At 44.2% G+C, this 18,156-nt stretch carries 15 protein-coding genes; 8 read left to right on the forward strand and 7 right to left on the reverse strand.

All coding sequences use genetic code 11. The features are described 5' to 3' along the window. Window positions 1-124: 124 nt before the first annotated feature. Window positions 125-1,249 carry a DNA polymerase IV gene (dinB, locus tag GSF04_RS19460; protein WP_211858487.1) on the reverse strand — a complete coding sequence of 375 codons (1,125 nt, stop codon included), beginning with the start codon at window positions 1,247-1,249 and terminating at the stop codon, window positions 125-127. Between the two features lie 152 nt (window positions 1,250-1,401). On the opposite strand from dinB, the gene GSF04_RS19465 reads away from it, so the two are divergent. The 4 genes from GSF04_RS19465 to GSF04_RS19480 all read left to right on the forward strand — a co-directional run bounded on the left by GSF04_RS19465 (window position 1,402) and on the right by GSF04_RS19480 (window position 4,338). Further along, window positions 1,402-2,454, forward strand: coding sequence for an aldo/keto reductase (locus GSF04_RS19465; RefSeq protein ID WP_211858489.1), 1,053 nt, complete (start codon window positions 1,402-1,404; stop codon window positions 2,452-2,454). Between the two features lie 85 nt (window positions 2,455-2,539). After that, on the forward strand, window positions 2,540-3,052 hold the full coding sequence (locus tag GSF04_RS19470; RefSeq protein WP_211858491.1) for an NUDIX domain-containing protein: 513 nt from the start codon (window positions 2,540-2,542) through the stop codon (window positions 3,050-3,052). 73 nt (window positions 3,053-3,125) lie between these two features. Then, on the forward strand, window positions 3,126-3,815 hold the full coding sequence (locus tag GSF04_RS19475; protein WP_211858492.1) for a hypothetical protein: 690 nt from the start codon (window positions 3,126-3,128) through the stop codon (window positions 3,813-3,815). Between the two features lie 40 nt (window positions 3,816-3,855). Beyond that, window positions 3,856-4,338: an NYN domain-containing protein gene (locus tag GSF04_RS19480; protein ID WP_211858493.1), complete on the forward strand. Its 483-nt coding sequence runs from the start codon at window positions 3,856-3,858 to the stop codon at window positions 4,336-4,338. Between the two features lie 85 nt (window positions 4,339-4,423). Here GSF04_RS19480 and GSF04_RS19485 read toward each other — a convergent pair whose 3' ends face one another. Next, window positions 4,424-5,134, reverse strand: a complete 711-nt coding sequence (locus GSF04_RS19485) for an SIMPL domain-containing protein (protein ID WP_010374677.1) — start codon at window positions 5,132-5,134, stop codon at window positions 4,424-4,426. 145 nt (window positions 5,135-5,279) lie between these two features. Here GSF04_RS19485 and GSF04_RS19490 point away from each other — a divergent pair, with 145 nt between their 5' ends. Further along, on the forward strand, window positions 5,280-7,949 hold the full coding sequence (locus GSF04_RS19490) for a bifunctional acetate--CoA ligase family protein/GNAT family N-acetyltransferase (RefSeq protein WP_211858494.1): 2,670 nt from the start codon (window positions 5,280-5,282) through the stop codon (window positions 7,947-7,949). 32 nt (window positions 7,950-7,981) lie between these two features. Continuing rightward, entirely contained in the window at window positions 7,982-8,929 is a 948-nt protein-coding gene (locus GSF04_RS19495; RefSeq protein WP_039493932.1) for an ion transporter, read from the forward strand. A 9-nt stretch (window positions 8,930-8,938) separates the two neighbouring features. Here the strand turns inward: GSF04_RS19495 and GSF04_RS19500 are convergent, their stop codons facing one another. The 3 genes from GSF04_RS19500 to GSF04_RS19510 form a co-directional block, all read right to left on the reverse strand. After that, window positions 8,939-13,315: an EAL domain-containing protein gene (locus tag GSF04_RS19500; RefSeq protein ID WP_249122419.1), complete on the reverse strand. Its 4,377-nt coding sequence runs from the start codon at window positions 13,313-13,315 to the stop codon at window positions 8,939-8,941. Window positions 13,316-13,424: 109 nt separating this feature from the next. Continuing rightward, window positions 13,425-13,850, reverse strand: a complete 426-nt coding sequence (locus GSF04_RS19505; protein WP_211858495.1) for a GNAT family N-acetyltransferase — start codon at window positions 13,848-13,850, stop codon at window positions 13,425-13,427. Next, window positions 13,850-14,053: a DUF3283 family protein gene (locus GSF04_RS19510; protein WP_010374667.1), complete on the reverse strand. Its 204-nt coding sequence runs from the start codon at window positions 14,051-14,053 to the stop codon at window positions 13,850-13,852. Before GSF04_RS19510 ends, GSF04_RS19505 begins: the two co-directional genes overlap by 1 nt. Window positions 14,054-14,223: 170 nt before the next feature. Here GSF04_RS19510 and GSF04_RS19515 point away from each other — a divergent pair, with 170 nt between their 5' ends. After that, complete coding sequence (locus GSF04_RS19515) at window positions 14,224-14,913, forward strand: hypothetical protein (protein ID WP_245008187.1); 690 nt, start codon at window positions 14,224-14,226, stop codon at window positions 14,911-14,913. Here the strand turns inward: GSF04_RS19515 and GSF04_RS19520 are convergent. Beyond that, on the reverse strand, window positions 14,897-15,145 hold the full coding sequence (locus tag GSF04_RS19520; protein WP_099030485.1) for a DUF1289 domain-containing protein: 249 nt from the start codon (window positions 15,143-15,145) through the stop codon (window positions 14,897-14,899). The two genes, GSF04_RS19515 and GSF04_RS19520, sit on opposite strands and share 17 nt — an antisense overlap. Window positions 15,146-15,450: 305 nt before the next feature. Then, window positions 15,451-16,650, reverse strand: a complete 1,200-nt coding sequence (gene tyrS, locus GSF04_RS19525) for a tyrosine--tRNA ligase (protein WP_017216498.1) — start codon at window positions 16,648-16,650, stop codon at window positions 15,451-15,453. A gap of 151 nt (window positions 16,651-16,801) precedes the next feature. Between tyrS and GSF04_RS19530 the strand changes: the two genes are divergently transcribed. Continuing rightward, the gene (locus GSF04_RS19530; protein ID WP_010374659.1) at window positions 16,802-18,142 is read left to right on the forward strand and encodes a peptidoglycan DD-metalloendopeptidase family protein; all 1,341 of its coding nucleotides are present in this window, start codon (window positions 16,802-16,804) and stop codon (window positions 18,140-18,142) included. Window positions 18,143-18,156: the final 14 nt, after the last annotated feature.

Consider the following 18,156-nt stretch of genomic DNA (forward strand, 5'->3'; position numbering starts at 1 on the left):
ATGCTTACCTCTTGTTGTTGTTTTAATTACACGCAGTTGGCGTGATTAGTTTGTTGCACGACAACTTCGAAGCTAGCACAAATTAAACTAATTGCAGTTATCTTTTAGTCTAGGTAGGTCAGAATTAGCCATCAAAAAGCCCTAGTTGAGCTTGTGTGTTAGAATTTTCATTTAGCCCCAAGTGCAAGCCCACGAGGCGCACGGGTTTAAACTTTTGTCGTGACATTGCTTCAATCAATAGCTCCTCGAAAACGGGCAAATCAATATGCTGGTATTGGCATTCTTTGGTGGTTTGGGTGAAATCGTAAAACTTCACTTTAACGCCAAGCTTATTAAAGCCGCGCTGTAAATAAGGCTGTGCTCGGCGAGTCAGTTCAGGTAACAACTTTTCTTTTATGACTTGTTTTAAAGTATCAAGGTCAAGCGTGTCTTCTGCAAATGTGGTTTCAACGCCTATCGATTTGCGCACTCTATCGGTCTCAACTCGGCGCTCATCAATACCTTGACAACGCCGCCATAATACAGCGCCAAACTTGCCAAATGACTGGCGTAACTGAGTTTCAGACAGTCCCTTAATATCTCGGCCATACTCAAGTCCCATGGCTAGCAAACGTTGTTGAGTCACTTTACCTACGCCCGGAATTTTTTTAAGGGGTAACGCATCAATAAAAGCGCTCACTTGGTGAGGCGGGATCACACACTGACCATTGGGCTTGTTTTCATCACTGGCAATTTTGGCTAAAAACTTGATTGGCGCAATTCCCGCCGAAGCCGTAAGGCCCGTTTCTGCAAATATATCCGCTCGGATCTGCTCGGCGATAAGCGTTGCACTGCCATTACATTGCTGGCACTCTGTGACATCTAGATAAGCTTCATCCAAGGACAGTGGCTCAATTAGCTCAGTATAGCGGGCAAAAATAGCGCGAATTTGTTGCGATATTGCCTTATAGACCTCCATTCTCCCAGGTACAATCACCAGCTGAGGGCAGAGTTTTTTCGCTTGATAATTCGACATGGCCGAGCGCACGCCATATTGCCGAGCAATATAGTTAGCCGTGGATAGTACCCCGCGATGGCTACGACCACCAATCGCCATAGGCACCTTTGCAAGCTCGGGGTTATCGCGCATTTCTACTGATGCATAGAACGCGTCCATATCAATATGAATAAATTTACGCACGTTAAAACACTGTCTAAATAAACAGTGTTTATTATGTGCTAATTTTCCAGCTGTTGCAATCTTGAACATAGGCGTTAGTGTTCTGGGCTATACTTGTGTGGATGTCTGTTGCAAGTTGCACTGCAAAACAGAGATAATGCTAACAATATCAATACAGTTCAAAGTACTAAATCCGTCACTTTGGCTATATTTAATCATTCAGCAATCAATCAGGAGCCTGCATGAAGTACTCACGACTTGGTAGTAGCCCATTAGAAGTTTCGCGCATTTGTTTAGGAAGCATGACTTGGGGCGTACAAAACAACCAGCATGATGCCGACGAGCAAATCAATTATGCACTAAGCCGTGGTATTAACTTCATTGATACCGCTGAAATGTACGCGGTCCCTCCCTCACCTGAAACCTATGGTAAAACCGAAGCCATCATTGGCAATTGGCTAAAGCGCCACCAAGAAAAGCGCGAAAAGCTCGTGCTTGCAACCAAGATTGCGGGAAGCGGTTTGCCTTGGATCCGTGAAGGCGGCCCTATTACGGGACAATCAGTGATCCAAGCAGTGGATGATTCTTTAGCGCGCCTGAATACCGACTATATCGACCTCTACCAACTACATTGGCCAAACCGTACTTCACCGCACTTTGGTAAACAATGGCCAGGCATGGTGCCTTTGAGCGCGCTTGACCGCGACGAAGAACGCGCTGGCATGCTAGATATTTTAGAAGGCTTAGCGAGCTGTATTCAAGCAGGTAAAATTCGCCATTGGGGTCTTTCTGACGATACGCCTTGGGGCATTCACACTTACCTTAATTTGGCGATGCAGCACAACCTACCGAAGCCGGTTTCAATTCAAAATGAGTTTAGCTTGCTACATGCCAAAGATTGGCCTTACTTAATTGAGAGCTGCGTAAACGAAGATATTGCCTATTTACCTTGGTCGCCACTGGCTGGTGGGATGCTGAGCGGTAAATATTTAGGGGGCGCAAGACCTGAAGGCAGCCGCTTTACCTTAGTGCAAAGACAAGGGCTATTTAGAGACACGCAACTAGCGCAAGAAGCCGTTGCAAAGTATCTAGAAATCGCCAAAGAATTTAATATGACTGCAGCACAACTGGCGCTAGCTTGGTGCAATCAAGTCGATGGCGTGACTTCAACCATCATCGGCGCGACAACCATGGCACAGCTTAAAGAAAATATTCAAGCGTTTGAACAGCCGCTATGTGCAGAATCTTTAGCCGAGATTGATACGGTATTTAAAGCGTACCCAGCTCCGTTTTAATGTCTTCATTCGTGATACGCCGCTTTTATGCTGGCGTATCACCTTGTAAACCCATCTTTGTTACCTAGATTGAAGTTAGAACCCCATGCAAAGCTTAAACAACACCCCAGTCATTCCGCTTCAAGGCAGCTGCTTTACCAGAAAGACCACTCGCGCCATTGTCCTTAGAGGCAACGACATCCTTATGCTTTACACCAAACGTTATGACGATTACACCTTGCCAGGTGGCGGCGTCGACGAGGGTGAAAGCTTAGAAGCAGCATTGGAACGCGAGCTAAAAGAAGAAACGGGTGCAGTATCCATCACAGGGTTGACGCCGTTTGGCCGCTATGAAGAGTACCGCCCTTGGTATAAACCCGATCATGACAATGTGCATATTATTTCTTATTGCTACGTTTGTGAGATCTGTGGCGAATTTAATGCGCCAGCTATGGAGGATTATGAACACGCCAATGGTATGAAGCCGGTGTGGATCAACATAAACCAAGCCATCGCGCATAACGAAGCAAAACTCAATGATGCGAATAACAAAGGGATGTCCGTTTTACGTGAACTCACTTTGCTAAAACACATTTCCGCGCAATTAGTCACAGATTAATTTGCCTATTGAGGGAACAATTAAGTCTTTATTAAGCTCTAACTCCGCATGACTCAAGGATTTAATAAGAATAATGCGGCTGCTCCAACACAACCTGATTAGTTTCACCATTATCGCCTCTATTGTGCTGCATCTACTGCTCGGCTGGTATCTGCAGCAAAGTATTTATATCCCCTCAAAGCCTGTAGAAATTAAGGCAATGAAAACCTATTTGGTTATTGAGCCTGCCAAGCCCAAGATGGAGCGTATTGAGACACCGACGATAACTGAAGATAAGCCAGTAGAGGAGTTAAAGCCGACGCTGCCGGACACTACAGTTGAAGTACCAAAAACTGCGCAAGCAGAACCAAAAAAGCCTACGGTTGAAAGTACAACCCAGCACATAACCAAAGCAGTGGTCGTCACGCAACCTAAAAAATTAGACCATCGCAAAGCAATCTCTCAATTTCGTCAGCAACTTTTAGAGCGCGCTCCGAGTGACGCTGTACTCAGCCAAAGCCAAGAAAAGCCACAGCGGCTCACCGTACCTAAAACGCATCAAACCAGTGCTGCGAGCAAGCCAAGAGAGCAACTCGAGTCTACGCCCCAATACACAGTCTACCGTGAAAATGGCCTGTGTTACGCTGAAGTTAGGCCCGATCCGAGTATTCCTACACCGGAAGGATTAAATAAGAATTGGCGTACTGCGCCTCGCCCTTGCGATGGCGGTGCCATCAAAAAAGCCTATGATGCCGCGATGAGTAAATGGCTAAACAAACGCTAATCTTGCTATCATAAAGCAAATCTATTGCGAAGAGTCCATTATGGAAAAAGTCACCATTTTAGTTGACGCCCAAAATGTTTATTACACTACCAAGCAAGCCTACCAAACAGGCTTTGACTATAATGCGTTTTGGCGCAAAGCAACGGCTAATCGCGAGATATATCAAGCTATTGCCTATTCCAGCGAACGGGGTGACGACAAACAAAGACAGTTCCAAAATATCTTGCGAGCGATTGGCTTTGAAGTGAAGCTAAAGCCTTATATTCAACGTGCCGATGGCTCCGCGAAATGTGATTGGGATGTTGGCATTACCATTGATGCCATGGAATGCGCGTCAGGATCCGATGTGATAATTCTAGTTACTGGCGATGGTGATTTTGATTTACTCGCGAATAAGCTCAGAGATAAATACCATACCCGAGTCGAAGTTTACGGCGTGCCGCAGCTTACCGCCGCTTCACTGATCCGTGCAGCCAGTGAGTTTATACCAATCGAAAACGAATTGTTGATTGGCAAGAAATAAAAAAAGCAAAGCACCTTGATAAAAACGGCTTTGCTTTTTGACGAATTCGTCACTTTCGATTGCTTGGTCGCATAATATACGTGTTTTAATCCGATAAGTAATATTCCACGCTCGTCACAACACGCACGATTTTTATCTGTGGCGTATTACTGTCTCTGTCGCGAATACTAAATTGTCCTTGCCTTGCCGATTTTATTTTGCCAAGCACAGAGTCGGAATCTTTAGCAAATTTGACCGCCACTTCTCGTGCCTTTTGTGTGGCTTCTTGCACCATTTCAGGCTTAATATCATTAAGACCAGTAAACAAATATTCAACCCGATTTTGATAGTCGTCTTTAGTGATAGCAATACCTTGCTTGGCCAGCTCACTTAACTGCCCTAGTGCTTGCGAGACTTTATCTGGATTATTGGAGTACACAGTCACACCGGCTTTTGCCACATAGCGGAATCCTTGATTGTTTTGACCGTACTCTTGGGCGTATTTATCCGTAATGGAAGGCGCTGATATCGAAAGCTCTGAAGCATCAAAGCCATGCAAGGTTAAGAACGCGCGGATCGCCGCATTTTTCTTTTCCGTGCGCTCCACCAAGGCTTCCAGATCGTTATCTGCATCACGATAAAATACGGGCCAAATCACCGTGTCTGCCGTTACTTCCTTTTCCGATAAGCCTTTTACACTTACCGTTCGCTCCATTCCTTTCACTTCTAGAATGGTCGATTTTACCATCCAACCGCTCACTACCACCGCTAGTGATAGCAAAGCTGCAGGAGCCAAATATTTACTCATAGTAGACATATCTCTGTCCTCAACGTTACGCCTCAGTCATGGTTTTCAAACAATTATTATGGAGATAGATCAAAGTCTACCTTAATTGCACTCGAAAACCGCGAGCAAAATGGTAGAGTGGTGCTTATGAGCTGCGGCTGAACTAGGAAACAGTATGAGCGTAAAGCGTATTAGCCAATTTTTTAACCCCCAATCCATCGCGGTGATTGGCGCTTCTAACAATCCTGATCGCGCCGGCTTTATTGTAATGCGTAACTTGCTGCAAGGCGGCTTTAAAGGGCCCATTATGCCCGTCAGCCCAAAGCATACCGCAGTGCATGGAGTGCTCGCCTACAGCGCCATCAAACAGCTCCCCAAAGTCCCTGATCTCGCTGTTATTTGTACTAACAAACAAACCCTAGTGCAAATCATCAATGAGCTTGGTGATATTGGCTGTCAACATGCAATCATCATTGCAGCGGGTCTTGATAATCAGCACAAACAACTATTAAAAGAAGCTGCCAAAATAGCGAAGGTCACTTTACTTGGTCCTAATTGTCTCGGTTTACTCATTCCTCACTTGGGTATTAACGCCAGTTTTTCTCATACCGTTGCAGCACCCGGTAAGCTTGCTTTTATTTCACAATCGGCGGCGGTATGTTCAACCATACTAGACTGGGCACAACATAAAAAAATCGGCTTTTCTTACTTTGTTTCCGTTGGGGATTGTCTTGATATCGATTTCGACGAACTACTTGATTTCCTTGGACGGGATCCAAAAACCCAAGCTATTTTGCTTTACATCGATAATATCGACGATGTTAGACGCTTTATTTCCGCAGCTCGAGCCGCTGCATTTAGTAAGCCCGTCATCGCCATAAAAACCGGAAAAACCAAGGCAGGCGCAATCGCTGCGCTGAATCACACCGGTGGCAATACCTCCGATGACGCGGTTTATGATGCCATGTTCCAACGTGCAGGTATGCTGAGGGTAAACGATCTTAGGGAGCTATTTGCTGCCACTCAAACGCTTGCTTTACACCCCAAATTGCTGCAAGTAGAACAGCTGACCATTTTAACCAATGGCGGCGGCCCTGGCATTATGGCGGTCGATACCTTACTGCAGAACTCAGGCAAACTGGCGGTGCTAAGCGAGCAGACCAAGCAAGCGCTCAGCGCCCTGATCCCACAAACAGATCATGCTTGTAACCCAATAGATATTTTTGGTGATTCCTCGCCAAAACGTTACCAACAAGCACTAGAGATTTTATTAAAGGCTGACGAAGTCAAAAACTTATTGATAATTCATACTCCTTCAGCGCTTGCGCCAAGTACCGCTTATGCCGAGATCATTGCACAGACCCTAGCCAAAATTCCAAAAATGGCACGCCCTTATGTGATGACAAACTTTATGGGTGAAGAAGCGGCCTACGCTGCAAGGCTTGTATGTGCAAACGCTAAGATCCCAACTTATCGCACCCCAGAAGGTGCCGTTGGCGCCTTTATGCACTTGGTGAGCTACCGTCGAAACCAAAAACACCTCACGCAAACACCAGAATCCTACAGTGATGAAGGCCAGCTGCAACACCTGCAAAGTAAACGTTTAATTAATGACTTTTTAAACTCGGGCGCCAATAAACTCGCGACCCATTTGGCTTCTCAAGTGCTGGCTAATTACGATATAGAATGTATAGAGACGCAAATCGCACTCACCCCCTCAGAAGCAAAAGAGCAAGCTCAGCAGCTTGGTTTCCCCGTTGCACTTAAACTGATAAGCCATGATATTCCCTCTAAATCTGAAGTGGGTGGGGTTGTACTCAACCTCAACGATGCCGAAGAAATAGAACAAACCGCATTTTCGATGTTACTACGGATCCGTGAGGCTGCCCCCGAAGCTGAAATAGAAGGCTTCTCTTTGCAACGCATGGCAAAACGCGCTGGTGGACAAGAGTTACGGATAGCGGTAAAAACCGAACCCGGTGTTGGCCCTGTTATTTTGCTGGGTGAAGCAGGCACCGGGCTTAATTTTTCGCAAGCTGCGGTGGCATTACCACCACTGAATATGAACCTTGCAAAGTACCTGATTGCAGCCGCCCATGATAAAGGCTTTATCAAAGAGCGAGCACTACCTGAAAAGGTCGATAAATACCGTCTGTGTGCCCTACTCACTCGAGTGTCTCAAATGGTAGTCGACCAACCCGATATCATTGATATGGAGCTCAATCCTATTTTGGCCTGCTCGGGTCAGTTCCAAGTGCTCGACGCCAGTATTACGCTCAGACGATACGAACCGATATCTGGCCGTAAACGCTTGGCCATCCGACCTTACCCTCGAGAACTGGTAAAAACCGTGACGTTAAAAGATGGCCGCCCTGCAACCTTGAGACCTATTCGTCCTGAGGATGAAAGAGCGCACCAAGAATTTGATCAGTCTTTAAGTAAAGAAGATAGATACCGCCGCTTCTTTGGTGAACTGCCGCAATTTAATCATGAACAGCTCGCCAAAATGACGCAAATTGACTACGACCGAGAAATGGCGTTTATCGTCACTGTGCCTAATAAATCTAGCTACCAAACGCTTGGAGTATCACGCGTGCTGATGGACCCTGATAACCAAGTGGCTGAATTTGCCGTAGTGGTACGCTCAGATTGCCAAGGACTTGGGCTTGGACGCATACTCATGGAAGCTGCTATAAAACACTGTCGTAAACAGGGCGTACAAAGCATTGAAGGGATCACCCTGCCAGAAAACAGCGGTATGATAGGCCTTGCCAAAAAGCTTGGATTTACCGTATCTCGAGATTTTGAGGAAGGCACTATTCAGATGGTGTTACACTTAAACTAAACACAAAAAAGATAAGGGATGCTGGCAACTTGATGCAACTTCACATCAGAGAAAAAACGGCCGCGGTGCTCGAGGCTACAGGTCAATATCGCCGACTCGGGCGCGCAGTTGATATCTTCCTCATCACCCTGATTTTAACCAATGTCGTTGCTATCGTGTTGGAATCTGAGCGCGACTTAGCAAGTGTGTACCATCACTACTTTCTAACCCTAGAGTTAGTCAGTGTGACCATCTTCGCCATCGAATACTTACTGAGATTTTGGTGCTGTGTCGATAAACTTGATTACCGCCATTTGGATATACCTAATTGGAAAAAGCGCCTAAAGTATCTGATCTCACCGCTGGCGGTGATTGATCTCATCGCTATTTTACCAACCATATTAATGGCCTTTATCACCTTTGATCTGCGCTTTTTACGTGTTATTCGATTACTCAGGATCTTTAAGCTGACGCGCTACTCTCGGGCTATGCAGTTGCTACTCGCAGCATTTAAAGAAGAGTCGAGCTCATTACTTGCTGCCTTTTTTATTATGAGTGTGGTGCTTATCATGGCATCTTGCGGGATTTATCTGATTGAGCACGATGTGCAACCGGATAAGTTTGGCTCCATTCCTAAAGCCATGTGGTGGGCGATGGCTACTCTAACCACCGTGGGTTACGGCGATGTAGTGCCTATCACCCCGCTCGGGCAATTTTTTGGGGGTCTTATCACTTTACTCAGTATGGGCATGGTCGCGATCCCTACCGGTCTCTTAGCTTCAAGCTTTGCGGACCAAATGCGCAAACGTCGAGATGCGTTCAATGAGGCTGTGCTGCATGCATTAGTCGATGGCGATGTCGACAAAAGTGAAAGGGCCCATTTAGAAGCCCTTCGTATTGAACTTGGCTTAAGTCAATTAGAAGCAAACCAAGCGATTAAACTAATGAGTAGTCAACGCGTCCATCATATGTACTGTCGCCACTGCGGTAAAAAGCTGTAGCCAAAGAGGCTACAGCGATGTTTCAGAGAGTAATTGCGCTACCTGCTCACCACTAATCGCCAAGCTGAAGCGATAGCCTTGATAATAATCAACTTGCTCAGCTTTAATTCGCTGATACTGTAGGTCGTTTTCCACCCCTTCTGCGACACATTTTAATCCCAGTCCATGCGCTAAATTTACACATGAGCGAATGATCAAATAGCTTTCAGGATCCTCAGCAATTTGTTGTACAAAGCTTTTATCTATCTTGATGACATCAATAGGCAATTGTTGCAGATAGGTCAAAGAGGCGTACCCCGTCCCAAAGTCATCCATATAGATACGACAGCCCAGTGCTTTAATTTCTTTCATCACTTTCACGGCGCTATCAACGTTAGAAAGCAAAGCTGTTTCCGTTATCTCAAAAGCCACTGAGTGACCAGACACTTTACTGCGACTTAGAGCTTGTTGAATATTATCGACTAAGCTCGAGGATTCAAAATCAATGGCAGATAGATTAATTGATATATACAAATCGCGCTCAATGGTTTGCCAGTGTCTCAATTCAACCAATGCCCGAGATAACGTTTGCAGGGTAAGCTCGGTAACTACGCCAGCATGTTCAGCTGCGAGCGCATACTCTTGAGCGCAAAACTCACTATTTTCAGGCCAACGTAATAGCGCTTCAAAGCCAAGTAAGGTATCGCTTTGTACATCGACAATTGGCTGATAATGATTACTAAATTCACCATTTTTGAGTGCTCGCATAAGCGCTTGTTCGACTTCACGAGAACGCCTAACCTTGCCATTCATCTCTTCGCGGAAAAACTGATAACTAGAAACTTGTTGTACATTGACATGCTCAAGGGCCGCCTTAGCCGCTTGATTGAGCTCAAAAGCGTCGGACGCATCATCCGGGTACATTGCAATTCCTATCGTAGGTTGCATCTGCACAGTATGTCCAGCAGCCTCCAAAGGTGTGCTAAATGAGTGAACTAAACACTCTACATATTGATGCACCTTTTCGGGGTTATCGAGATGCTCCATCAACACATAAAACGACTTATCATGCCCCGTTGCTAAACTGTCTAATTCTCGGAAGCAACAGCGTAGCTTCGTTGCAAGCAGTGGAAGCAGCTCGGCCACAAAGTCTGCACCATAAATATCGTATAGATTCTGTAAGCGATTGAATTTGATTACCAACAACGCAAAATGTGTCTCGTGAGCCTGCGACTGCTTGATTGCATGCTGCACTCTATCCATCAATAGCGCTTTATTTGGCAACTTCGTCTGTAAATCGTAGTTAGCGAGCTGATATAGCTCTTTTTCAGTACGCTTTTGTTGGCTAATATCGGTTAGCACCACAACATAACTGTATAGTTCGCCATCACCATTTGCTACGGCACTAATCTTAATCAATACGTCTCTTTCATCACCATTAGGCAGACTAACGACTTCCTCTGAACTCAAATGTTGATGTACTGCCAACGCCAACGTTTGGCGTAGATACATCATACGTTTTTGTCTCGACATCCCAAGCTTCACCGCAGTGCTTGATGATGGGATAGAGTCAAGGTTAAAGGCATTTTGCATCGCCCGATTACAAGCCTGAATACGCAGTCTTTTGTCTAAGATCATAACCCAATCACGGGTCTGCTCAAACGCAGCCCCAAATAATGCGGCACGCTCTTCAAATAAACGTTCACGCGTTAAATTGGTATAGGTGCCTGCCACCTGAGTTGGATTACCTTCATCCCACTCAAGTACCTTGCCAAAATCCTTATACCAACGCCACTGGCCTTTGCTGTCTCTTAATCGATAAGTACAGTCGATAAACCCTTTGTTCGTTGTGACGAACTCAAGCCACTGTAAGCGGAACATGGCTCTATCCGAGGGATGTATCTTTTGCAGGTAATCGTCCAAGCCGACACTCTCAAGTTCGTAGTCGAGTTCAGTAACTAATCGAGGCTGATAGATTAAGGTACTACCCGCATGCCACTCCCATACACCGGAGTTACTTCCCTCTAGCGCCATTTTCAACCTAGCTTCGCGGTCTTGTGTTTCCTTATGAGCGGCAAGAATAAGTTGCTCAACACGATACTTTCGATAGCTCCAAAGAGACAGTAGTAAGAGCGTGAGAAACACATATCCAGCAATCGCAACGGGTGAACGCCACGCGGGATAGTTCACATTAATGGTTAATTTTGCAGGCGGTGTATAATCTCCCGTTAATGGGTCTTTGGCCCACACTTTTAATGCATATTCACCGGGATTAAGTTTAGGAAATACCACACGATTTTGATTGCGGCTCAAGATCTTCTGACCACCGGATATTTGATACTCATAAATGATCCGATCCTGATAACTAAATGCCATCGCAGAGAATGACACTTCGAGTCCAATATCGTCATGTTCAAGTTCAATGTGATCAAATTGCTTTAATCCGGCTTTTTGATTTGGGCGAGAAATTAAATCCACGCTGGTGATATTTACATGATCAAGTAAAGGCTTTTTAGGCCGATTGTCATCAGGAGAAAACACCACAAACCCTTTTAACATACCATACGCAATGCGACCGTCTTCCAACATCACGGACGCGCCACCGTTAAATTCATTAGAAAGTATGCCATCCTCGGTGGTGAATTGTTGTAAGTGCAAATTATCCGGATCTAGACGCCAAATTCCCTTGTGAGATGACATCCAAATCATTCCTTCTTTGTCTTGGCGCATTTCATACATCAAAGTATCTATTTTATGGGCTTTTAAATCGATGTTATAAATCGGCTCATAACCGTCTAGCGTCAGACCAATCAAACCAAATGATGATAACGACAACCACAAGATATTATTTTTATCTATGGTATAGGTGGTGATATCAACCGCTAAATGCTTATTTGCCTTTGGCGCTTTATAGATCTCAGTTAGCGTTTCCAACTGCGGATCATATTGCAGCAATACGCCAGCATAGTAGTAAAGGGGTTTAAGCGGTTCGTTTGGAAGTGGTGGGTAGAAGCCATAAGTAAGAAACGGATCGACATTTTCAAATGACTTCGTCAGGTGTGTCAGCTCTGCTGTATTAATATCATAAACGAACATCCCCACGTCACTATTGACGAAATAAAACTTACCGTCAGCTAACAACTCCCCTCCTTTCACAAAAGATGTCAGTATCTCTTTATCTTCTGGGTTATTAGCCTTGGGTCTTGTCACTTCATGAGTAATAGGGTCAAAGACAAACAATCCTTTCACCGTTGTTAGCCAAAGCTTATTGTTATACTCCGCAATCTTCCAGATAATAAACTCTGAGAGAATTTCGTCACCCAAGTAACCCTTTAGAAACTGTTTGGTCTCTCTGGTTTTTGGATTATATCGTGTTAGGCCATCATTCGTTGCTAGCCACAAGAACTGATTAGATTCATGCATTGCCCAGACATTACTGTGAGAAAAACCTTCACCTTCAACGGTAAGATCGCTAACGTTATCAAACGCCAGCGTGCTGTCTGGTAAGTAAAATGCGCCATCTTCTTTGGTCGCAACCCAAAGCCCGCCATAGTTGTCTTTGACAATATCGATAACGCTGGTATTTGATGGTAAAAATACGCTTGTAGACAAGCGTTTATCACGAACCGCATTACCATCTTCAATCGTGTAATAAACAAGACCTTTGTCGGTACCAAGTAGCAAGGTGTGTTCATCATGTCTGAGCATTTTCCATATGTTTAGCTCAGGAAGCAGCGTTTTAAACGGTACCTCTGCGTCAAAATCTTTTAGGAATTGAGAAATATCTAGCTCGTACATCCCCTGAACCGCTCCCACGAGCAAGGTATCTTGGTCTAAAATAAATAGTGATTTAGTATTTGTTTGGTAGGGATGATCAATGGGAGCAAGGTGGTCAAGGGGTCTTAGTTTTTTCGTTGTTAAATGATATGCAAACAAGCGTTCTGAAGTGGCGATAAACAAGATGTCTTGATGTTGATAAACGGCGCGTATAAAACCGCTTTCTTCATCTAGCGGTAAAGTCACTTCACTCTCAAGTTTGCCTGTATGGATATTGAGGATAGCGACATCATTGGTGCGCACAACCCACATATGGTCATCATCTTTGGTCAAAACGATATTGACCAAATTGGAATAAAACTCGTCCTCTGTGGAGGGGGGCTCTATGTACTTTCTATACTCGTCTTTCATGGGGTCGTATCGCAATAATCCCGCGATCCCCGTGGTGATCCAAATGCCACCAAGGTTGTCCTGATAAATATAATTCACTTGCACTTTATCAAGCACACCATCTGGTCCATTCACGTCCAGCACTTGATAACCGTCGTAACGGTTAAGTCCTCCTTCGGTAGAAAGCCACAAATAGCCCTGCTCATCTATGAGCAACGTATTTACGTAACTTTGTGACAATCCTTCAGCGGGTGAAAGTCGAGAAATTTGTGCAGCATTTACCAATGCAGTAAATAGGCAAATGCAAAATATAAAACACAGGCGAAACATAAAAAGCCGAGGTTGTTAACTAGACGTAATACATTGCCACGAGTTGACGATTTTGTCCAAGATAACTAGATAAGCGAGAAGCAAGTTCAGGTGGTAGATCTCGTGAATTGCTTTGAAACCCAAGTGCACTATAAAAGTCATGAAGATGACAGTAAGCAAAAGTATAAATTATCTGCTGTGGCTGCTGACTACGAAACTGTGCAATCACAGTTTCAATTAGTTTCTTCGCAATGCCTTGTTTTCTATGTTGTGATGCAACATAAACGCCCACCAGCAACCAATATCCGCCTACCGGTTGCAAACGACAAGCCGCGATAATTTCATTGCTATTTTTTGCAACCCACACTTTGTCGTGTTTTGCTGCTCGCCCCCGTGCTTTGTTTGCTGCATAAAACTTATTAACAAGCGGCGTCATTACGGCTGGGAGCAATTCAATTGTTAGCATCAAGCAAGCATTAGACTCAGGTAATACTCAAACTTTTGCTTTAGCGTGTCCTGTTCAGACAACGGCCTTTGATTGATGGTGTCATAAATCGCTTCTCTACTTTTTTTGCCCCGTTTTATTTGGTAGGCCCAAAACGACGCCTCATACTCAAGTTGAATTTGGTATTTTTCTTGTCTAGGTAGTAAACACAGGTTATAGCTCATTACGCATCATTCAATTTTAAGCAAAAGAAAGCTCAAGTGTATCACAAGGCTGTCTGTCTATTGCAGCAAAATCTAGTTTTGATTAAAGCGCGATAGCGTGCCCTTTATTGTAAAAATTATGTATACTTAAATGCATAAAAATCGCTGAGTGACCCACCGAAGGAGTTGGATTGAAAACCGTATTACTGTGTTTACTAATGATTATTTCAACTGTTGCACACGCCGCGAATGAACTGCCAAAAGTTATGCGCTTCAATAAACCACCGCAAACTCCACAAGCGCTCTATGTGATAGAGCTGATGGAAATGGTTTATCAATCTCTCGGAATAGAGTTACGCCTTGAGGAGTTTAATCATAAAGGCTCTTTAATTGCAGCCAACGCAGGAAACTTAGACGGACAGCTAGCTCGAGTTGCCAGTGTGGAGAATGAGTATCCAAACCTGCGCCGCATTGACTATCCCTTATTTCAGTTTAATTTACAGTTATTCACCCTATGTGCTCACTGCGAGCTTAACGAAATCAAATCATTAACGGTCCGCAGCGGCTATCCCGTCGCAACGACTTATTTGGCTGAACACCATACCACAGCCTATATTATTGGCGTTAAAAGCGCGGTGGCACAGCTTAACTTAGTCATGCAGAAACAGGTTGAGGGCGCATTGATACTCGACTTTCACTTAAAGCCACATCTAAAGAACATAAATGAAGAAACATTGCAGATAAAAAATTTAGCCGTCGTTGAAAGTTTCCACTTTGTACATAAGCGTAACGAACAACTAGTTCCACTTATCAAAGCAAAGTTAGAGGAATTTGAGCGACAAGGAATAATAAAAATGCTCAAAGCTAAATATCAAATTTGAAGTTTTCCCCTTTTTGATCGTCCATATGCTCTGATTTTGACTTTCGTTGCAGGTACCTTTTATAACGTTGTTGACACAACGAGATAACTTTACGCTTTTGCTCGTTATTCAAATTATTCCACTCAAAGCGCTCCTCGCGACTGCGATAGCAACCTTTACAATAACCGCGATTATTTACCTGACAGATCCCCTTACACGGACTTGGGATCTCGAATATCTCAATTTGTTCCATGTATGCGCTACACCATTAACCCTAACCTAAGCATACTGGCTAGGGTAAACTCTGCCAAGGTGTAATTCTGATAAGCTTGCTTGCATTCAACAACAATCAAATAGCGTTTATGATCAAAATCAATCAACATTTGAAGGCGATTTTTGCAGCTTAATTAAGAATAAAGTTTGCGTGGGAATAAGCGAAATTGAAGCGGGAATTGACTTGTCTTGAAAAAGAGCGATAACCACTCTTTTTTTTCTCAAATTAAAAAGGCTAGTCACTCGCTAGCCTAGCCTTTTTAAGATGAAGTGTAGGAAACTAATTTAGTTTACCGTTACTTTCGCAAACTTACGCTTACCTACTTGGTAGATTTCGCAAGAACCTTTAGTAACTTCTAATTTAGTATCTGTTACTTTGTCTTCGCCGTTAAGTTTTACTGCGCCTTGCTTGATCATGCGCATCGCCTCTGAAGTACTTGCCACTAAACCCGCTTCTTTTAGCAAGTTAGTGATAAACGTGCTTTCACCCTCAATAGTTACGGTGACTTCAGGGATCTCATCAGGTAAGGCATTTTTTTGGAAACGCTTGATAAAATCTTGATGTGCCGCTTCAGCGTCAGCTTCACTGTGGAATCGAGCAATCATTTCTTTTGCAAATTCAATCTTAATGTCACGAGGGTTACGGCCGCCCGCAACTTCTTCTTTAAGTGCAGCGATATCATCCAGTGTTTTCGCGCTTAGTAATTCGTAGTAACGCCACATTAAATCATCAGAAATTGACATCACTTTACCGAACATGTCGTTTGGCGCGTCAGTAATACCGATGTAATTACCTAACGACTTAGACATTTTCTGTACGCCGTCGGTGCCTTCAAGTAGCGGCATCATCAGTACAGTTTGCGGCTTTTGCCCTTCGTCTTTTTGTAGCTCACGACCCATTAATAGGTTGAAGCGCTGATCGGTACCACCGAGCTCAACATCCGCCTCTAATGCAACCGAGTCCCAACCTTGAACCAGTGGATATAAGAATTCGTGGATTGCGATTGCTTGGCCATTTGCATAACGCTTTTTAAAGTCGTCGCGCTCAAGCATACGCGCCACAGTTTGACGTGCAGCAAGCTTGATCATACCGGCCGTGCCTAATTTTTCCATCCATTCTGAGTTGAATGCAACGGTGGTTTTGGCAGGATCAAGGATTTTGAAAACCTGTTCTTTGTATGTTTCTGCATTTGCCAGTACATCTTCACGAGTGAGTGGCTTACGAGTTACATTTTTGCCCGTTGGGTCGCCAATCATACCGGTGAAATCACCAATCAAGAAAATCACCTCATGGCCTAAGTCTTGAAAGGTTTTCATTTTATTGATTAGCACTGTGTGTCCTAAATGCAGATCAGGTGCTGTTGGATCGAAACCCGCTTTAATACGTAGTTTTTTACCTGACTTCAGCTTTTCTTTTAATTCATCTTGCAACAGAATTTCTTCTGCACCACGGCTAATCTCTGCAAATGCAGTTTCTAAATCCACTATTCTCACTCCAACAGCTATAACTTGTAATCGCTCGATTCTAGCCTATATTTATCCGAGTTTAAATGCACAAAACGCTGGTATTACGGGTTTATTACGTATATCCTGCAATATTATCTACAATAATTCTTGACAGCAGAAAAGGCGCATTATGGTTCATGTGGTTCATAAGCTCCCCAAAAAGCACAAAGTGCTCATCATCGGCTTCCTATCTGCGATGGTCGGAATTGCCCTGATCCCCTCTGAAAAAGCAACGGCTTCAAAAGATAATGACGGAAAAGCTTTAGAAGTTGGGAAACGTTACGAGTTGCCAGTAAAAATATCAGAAAAAACAGAGCAACTTACTGAATTAGATGCAGCGCCAGTCATCACGCCTGAGTCTGCCCCTAAGCAACCTGTATTTGAATTTAAAGACCACGAAGTTAAGTCTGGCGACAGCCTAGCCGTGATTTTTAAACGCGCAGGTTATTCTGCCAAAACGTTACACAATCTGGTCAATACCAACGCAGAAACCCGTAAGCTGACTAAAATCCACCCGGGAGAAGTGCTTAGCTTTGCTAGCAATGATGGTGGTGAATTAGCTCAATTAAAATACATCTTGTCAAAAACGGATACCTTATTGGTCACCCTAAATGACGAGGGTAGTTACGAAACCAAAATCGAAAGCAAAGAAATCGAAAGTCGCGAAAAATCAGCAGGTGGCGAGATCAGTTCCAGTTTCTGGAGCGCCGGTATTTCAGCGGGTCTTAGCGAACGTCAAATAATGAACTTCGCCGATATTTTTGGTTGGGATGTCGACTTTGCAAACGATATTCGTAAGGGCGACTCTTTCGCATTAGTGTTTGAAAAGCACTATGTAGACGGTGAAGAAATCGGTAATGGTAAAATTATTGCCGCAGAATTTATCAATCAAGGCGAGCGTTACAGCGCGGTTCGTCATACTGATGACGAGTTCTATACCCCTGAAGGCCGTAGCATGAAAAAAGCCTTCTTAAGAGCACCGGTTAACTTCAAATATATCAGCTCCAGCTTCAATCCGCGTCGCCTTCACCCTGTGACTGGCCGAGTATCTTCTCACAATGGTATAGACTATGCAGCACGCGTAGGCACACCGGTGGTTTCCTCTGGTAACGGTAAAGTACTCAAGTCAGGTTACAATAAACTCAATGGTAACTATGTGTTTATTCAGCACGGTAGCAAGTATGTGACTAAGTACTTACACTTGAATAAACGTGCAGTGAAGACAGGTCAAAAAGTGAAGCAAGGACAGAAAATTGGTACTGTCGGCTCAACTGGCCGCGTGACAGGTCCTCACCTTCATTACGAGTTTTTGGTGAACGGCGTACACCGAAATCCTAAAACGGTAAAACTGCCGAAGTCTGAGCCATTACCTCAGTCTGAGCTCGCTAAGTTCAAGCCCATTGCAGATGCGATGCTGGTAAAACTAGAGCGCAATAGAGAGTTAATGCTTGCTGCAGCAAATAAAGACTAAAAACTAAAAAGGTA

Source organism: Pseudoalteromonas sp. A22 (assembly GCF_018141345.1).
Lineage (GTDB): Bacteria > Pseudomonadota > Gammaproteobacteria > Enterobacterales > Alteromonadaceae > Pseudoalteromonas > Pseudoalteromonas maricaloris.

Excerpts from the sequence above, each read along its gene's own strand:
- dinB (WP_211858487.1), bottom strand. The coding sequence starts at position 1,249 with ATGTTCAAGATTGCAACAGCTGGAAAATTAGCACATAATAAACACTGT.
- GSF04_RS19465 (WP_211858489.1), top strand. The coding sequence starts at position 1,402 with ATGAAGTACTCACGACTTGGTAGTAGCCCATTAGAAGTTTCGCGCATT.
- GSF04_RS19470 (WP_211858491.1), top strand. The coding sequence starts at position 2,540 with ATGCAAAGCTTAAACAACACCCCAGTCATTCCGCTTCAAGGCAGCTGC.
- GSF04_RS19475 (WP_211858492.1), top strand. The coding sequence starts at position 3,126 with ATGCGGCTGCTCCAACACAACCTGATTAGTTTCACCATTATCGCCTCT.
- GSF04_RS19480 (WP_211858493.1), top strand. The coding sequence starts at position 3,856 with ATGGAAAAAGTCACCATTTTAGTTGACGCCCAAAATGTTTATTACACT.
- GSF04_RS19485 (WP_010374677.1), bottom strand. The coding sequence starts at position 5,134 with ATGTCTACTATGAGTAAATATTTGGCTCCTGCAGCTTTGCTATCACTA.
- GSF04_RS19490 (WP_211858494.1), top strand. The coding sequence starts at position 5,280 with ATGAGCGTAAAGCGTATTAGCCAATTTTTTAACCCCCAATCCATCGCG.
- GSF04_RS19495 (WP_039493932.1), top strand. The coding sequence starts at position 7,982 with ATGCAACTTCACATCAGAGAAAAAACGGCCGCGGTGCTCGAGGCTACA.
- GSF04_RS19505 (WP_211858495.1), bottom strand. The coding sequence starts at position 13,850 with ATGCTAACAATTGAATTGCTCCCAGCCGTAATGACGCCGCTTGTTAAT.
- GSF04_RS19510 (WP_010374667.1), bottom strand. The coding sequence starts at position 14,053 with ATGAGCTATAACCTGTGTTTACTACCTAGACAAGAAAAATACCAAATT.
- GSF04_RS19520 (WP_099030485.1), bottom strand. The coding sequence starts at position 15,145 with ATGGAACAAATTGAGATATTCGAGATCCCAAGTCCGTGTAAGGGGATC.
- GSF04_RS19530 (WP_010374659.1), top strand. The coding sequence starts at position 16,802 with ATGGTTCATGTGGTTCATAAGCTCCCCAAAAAGCACAAAGTGCTCATC.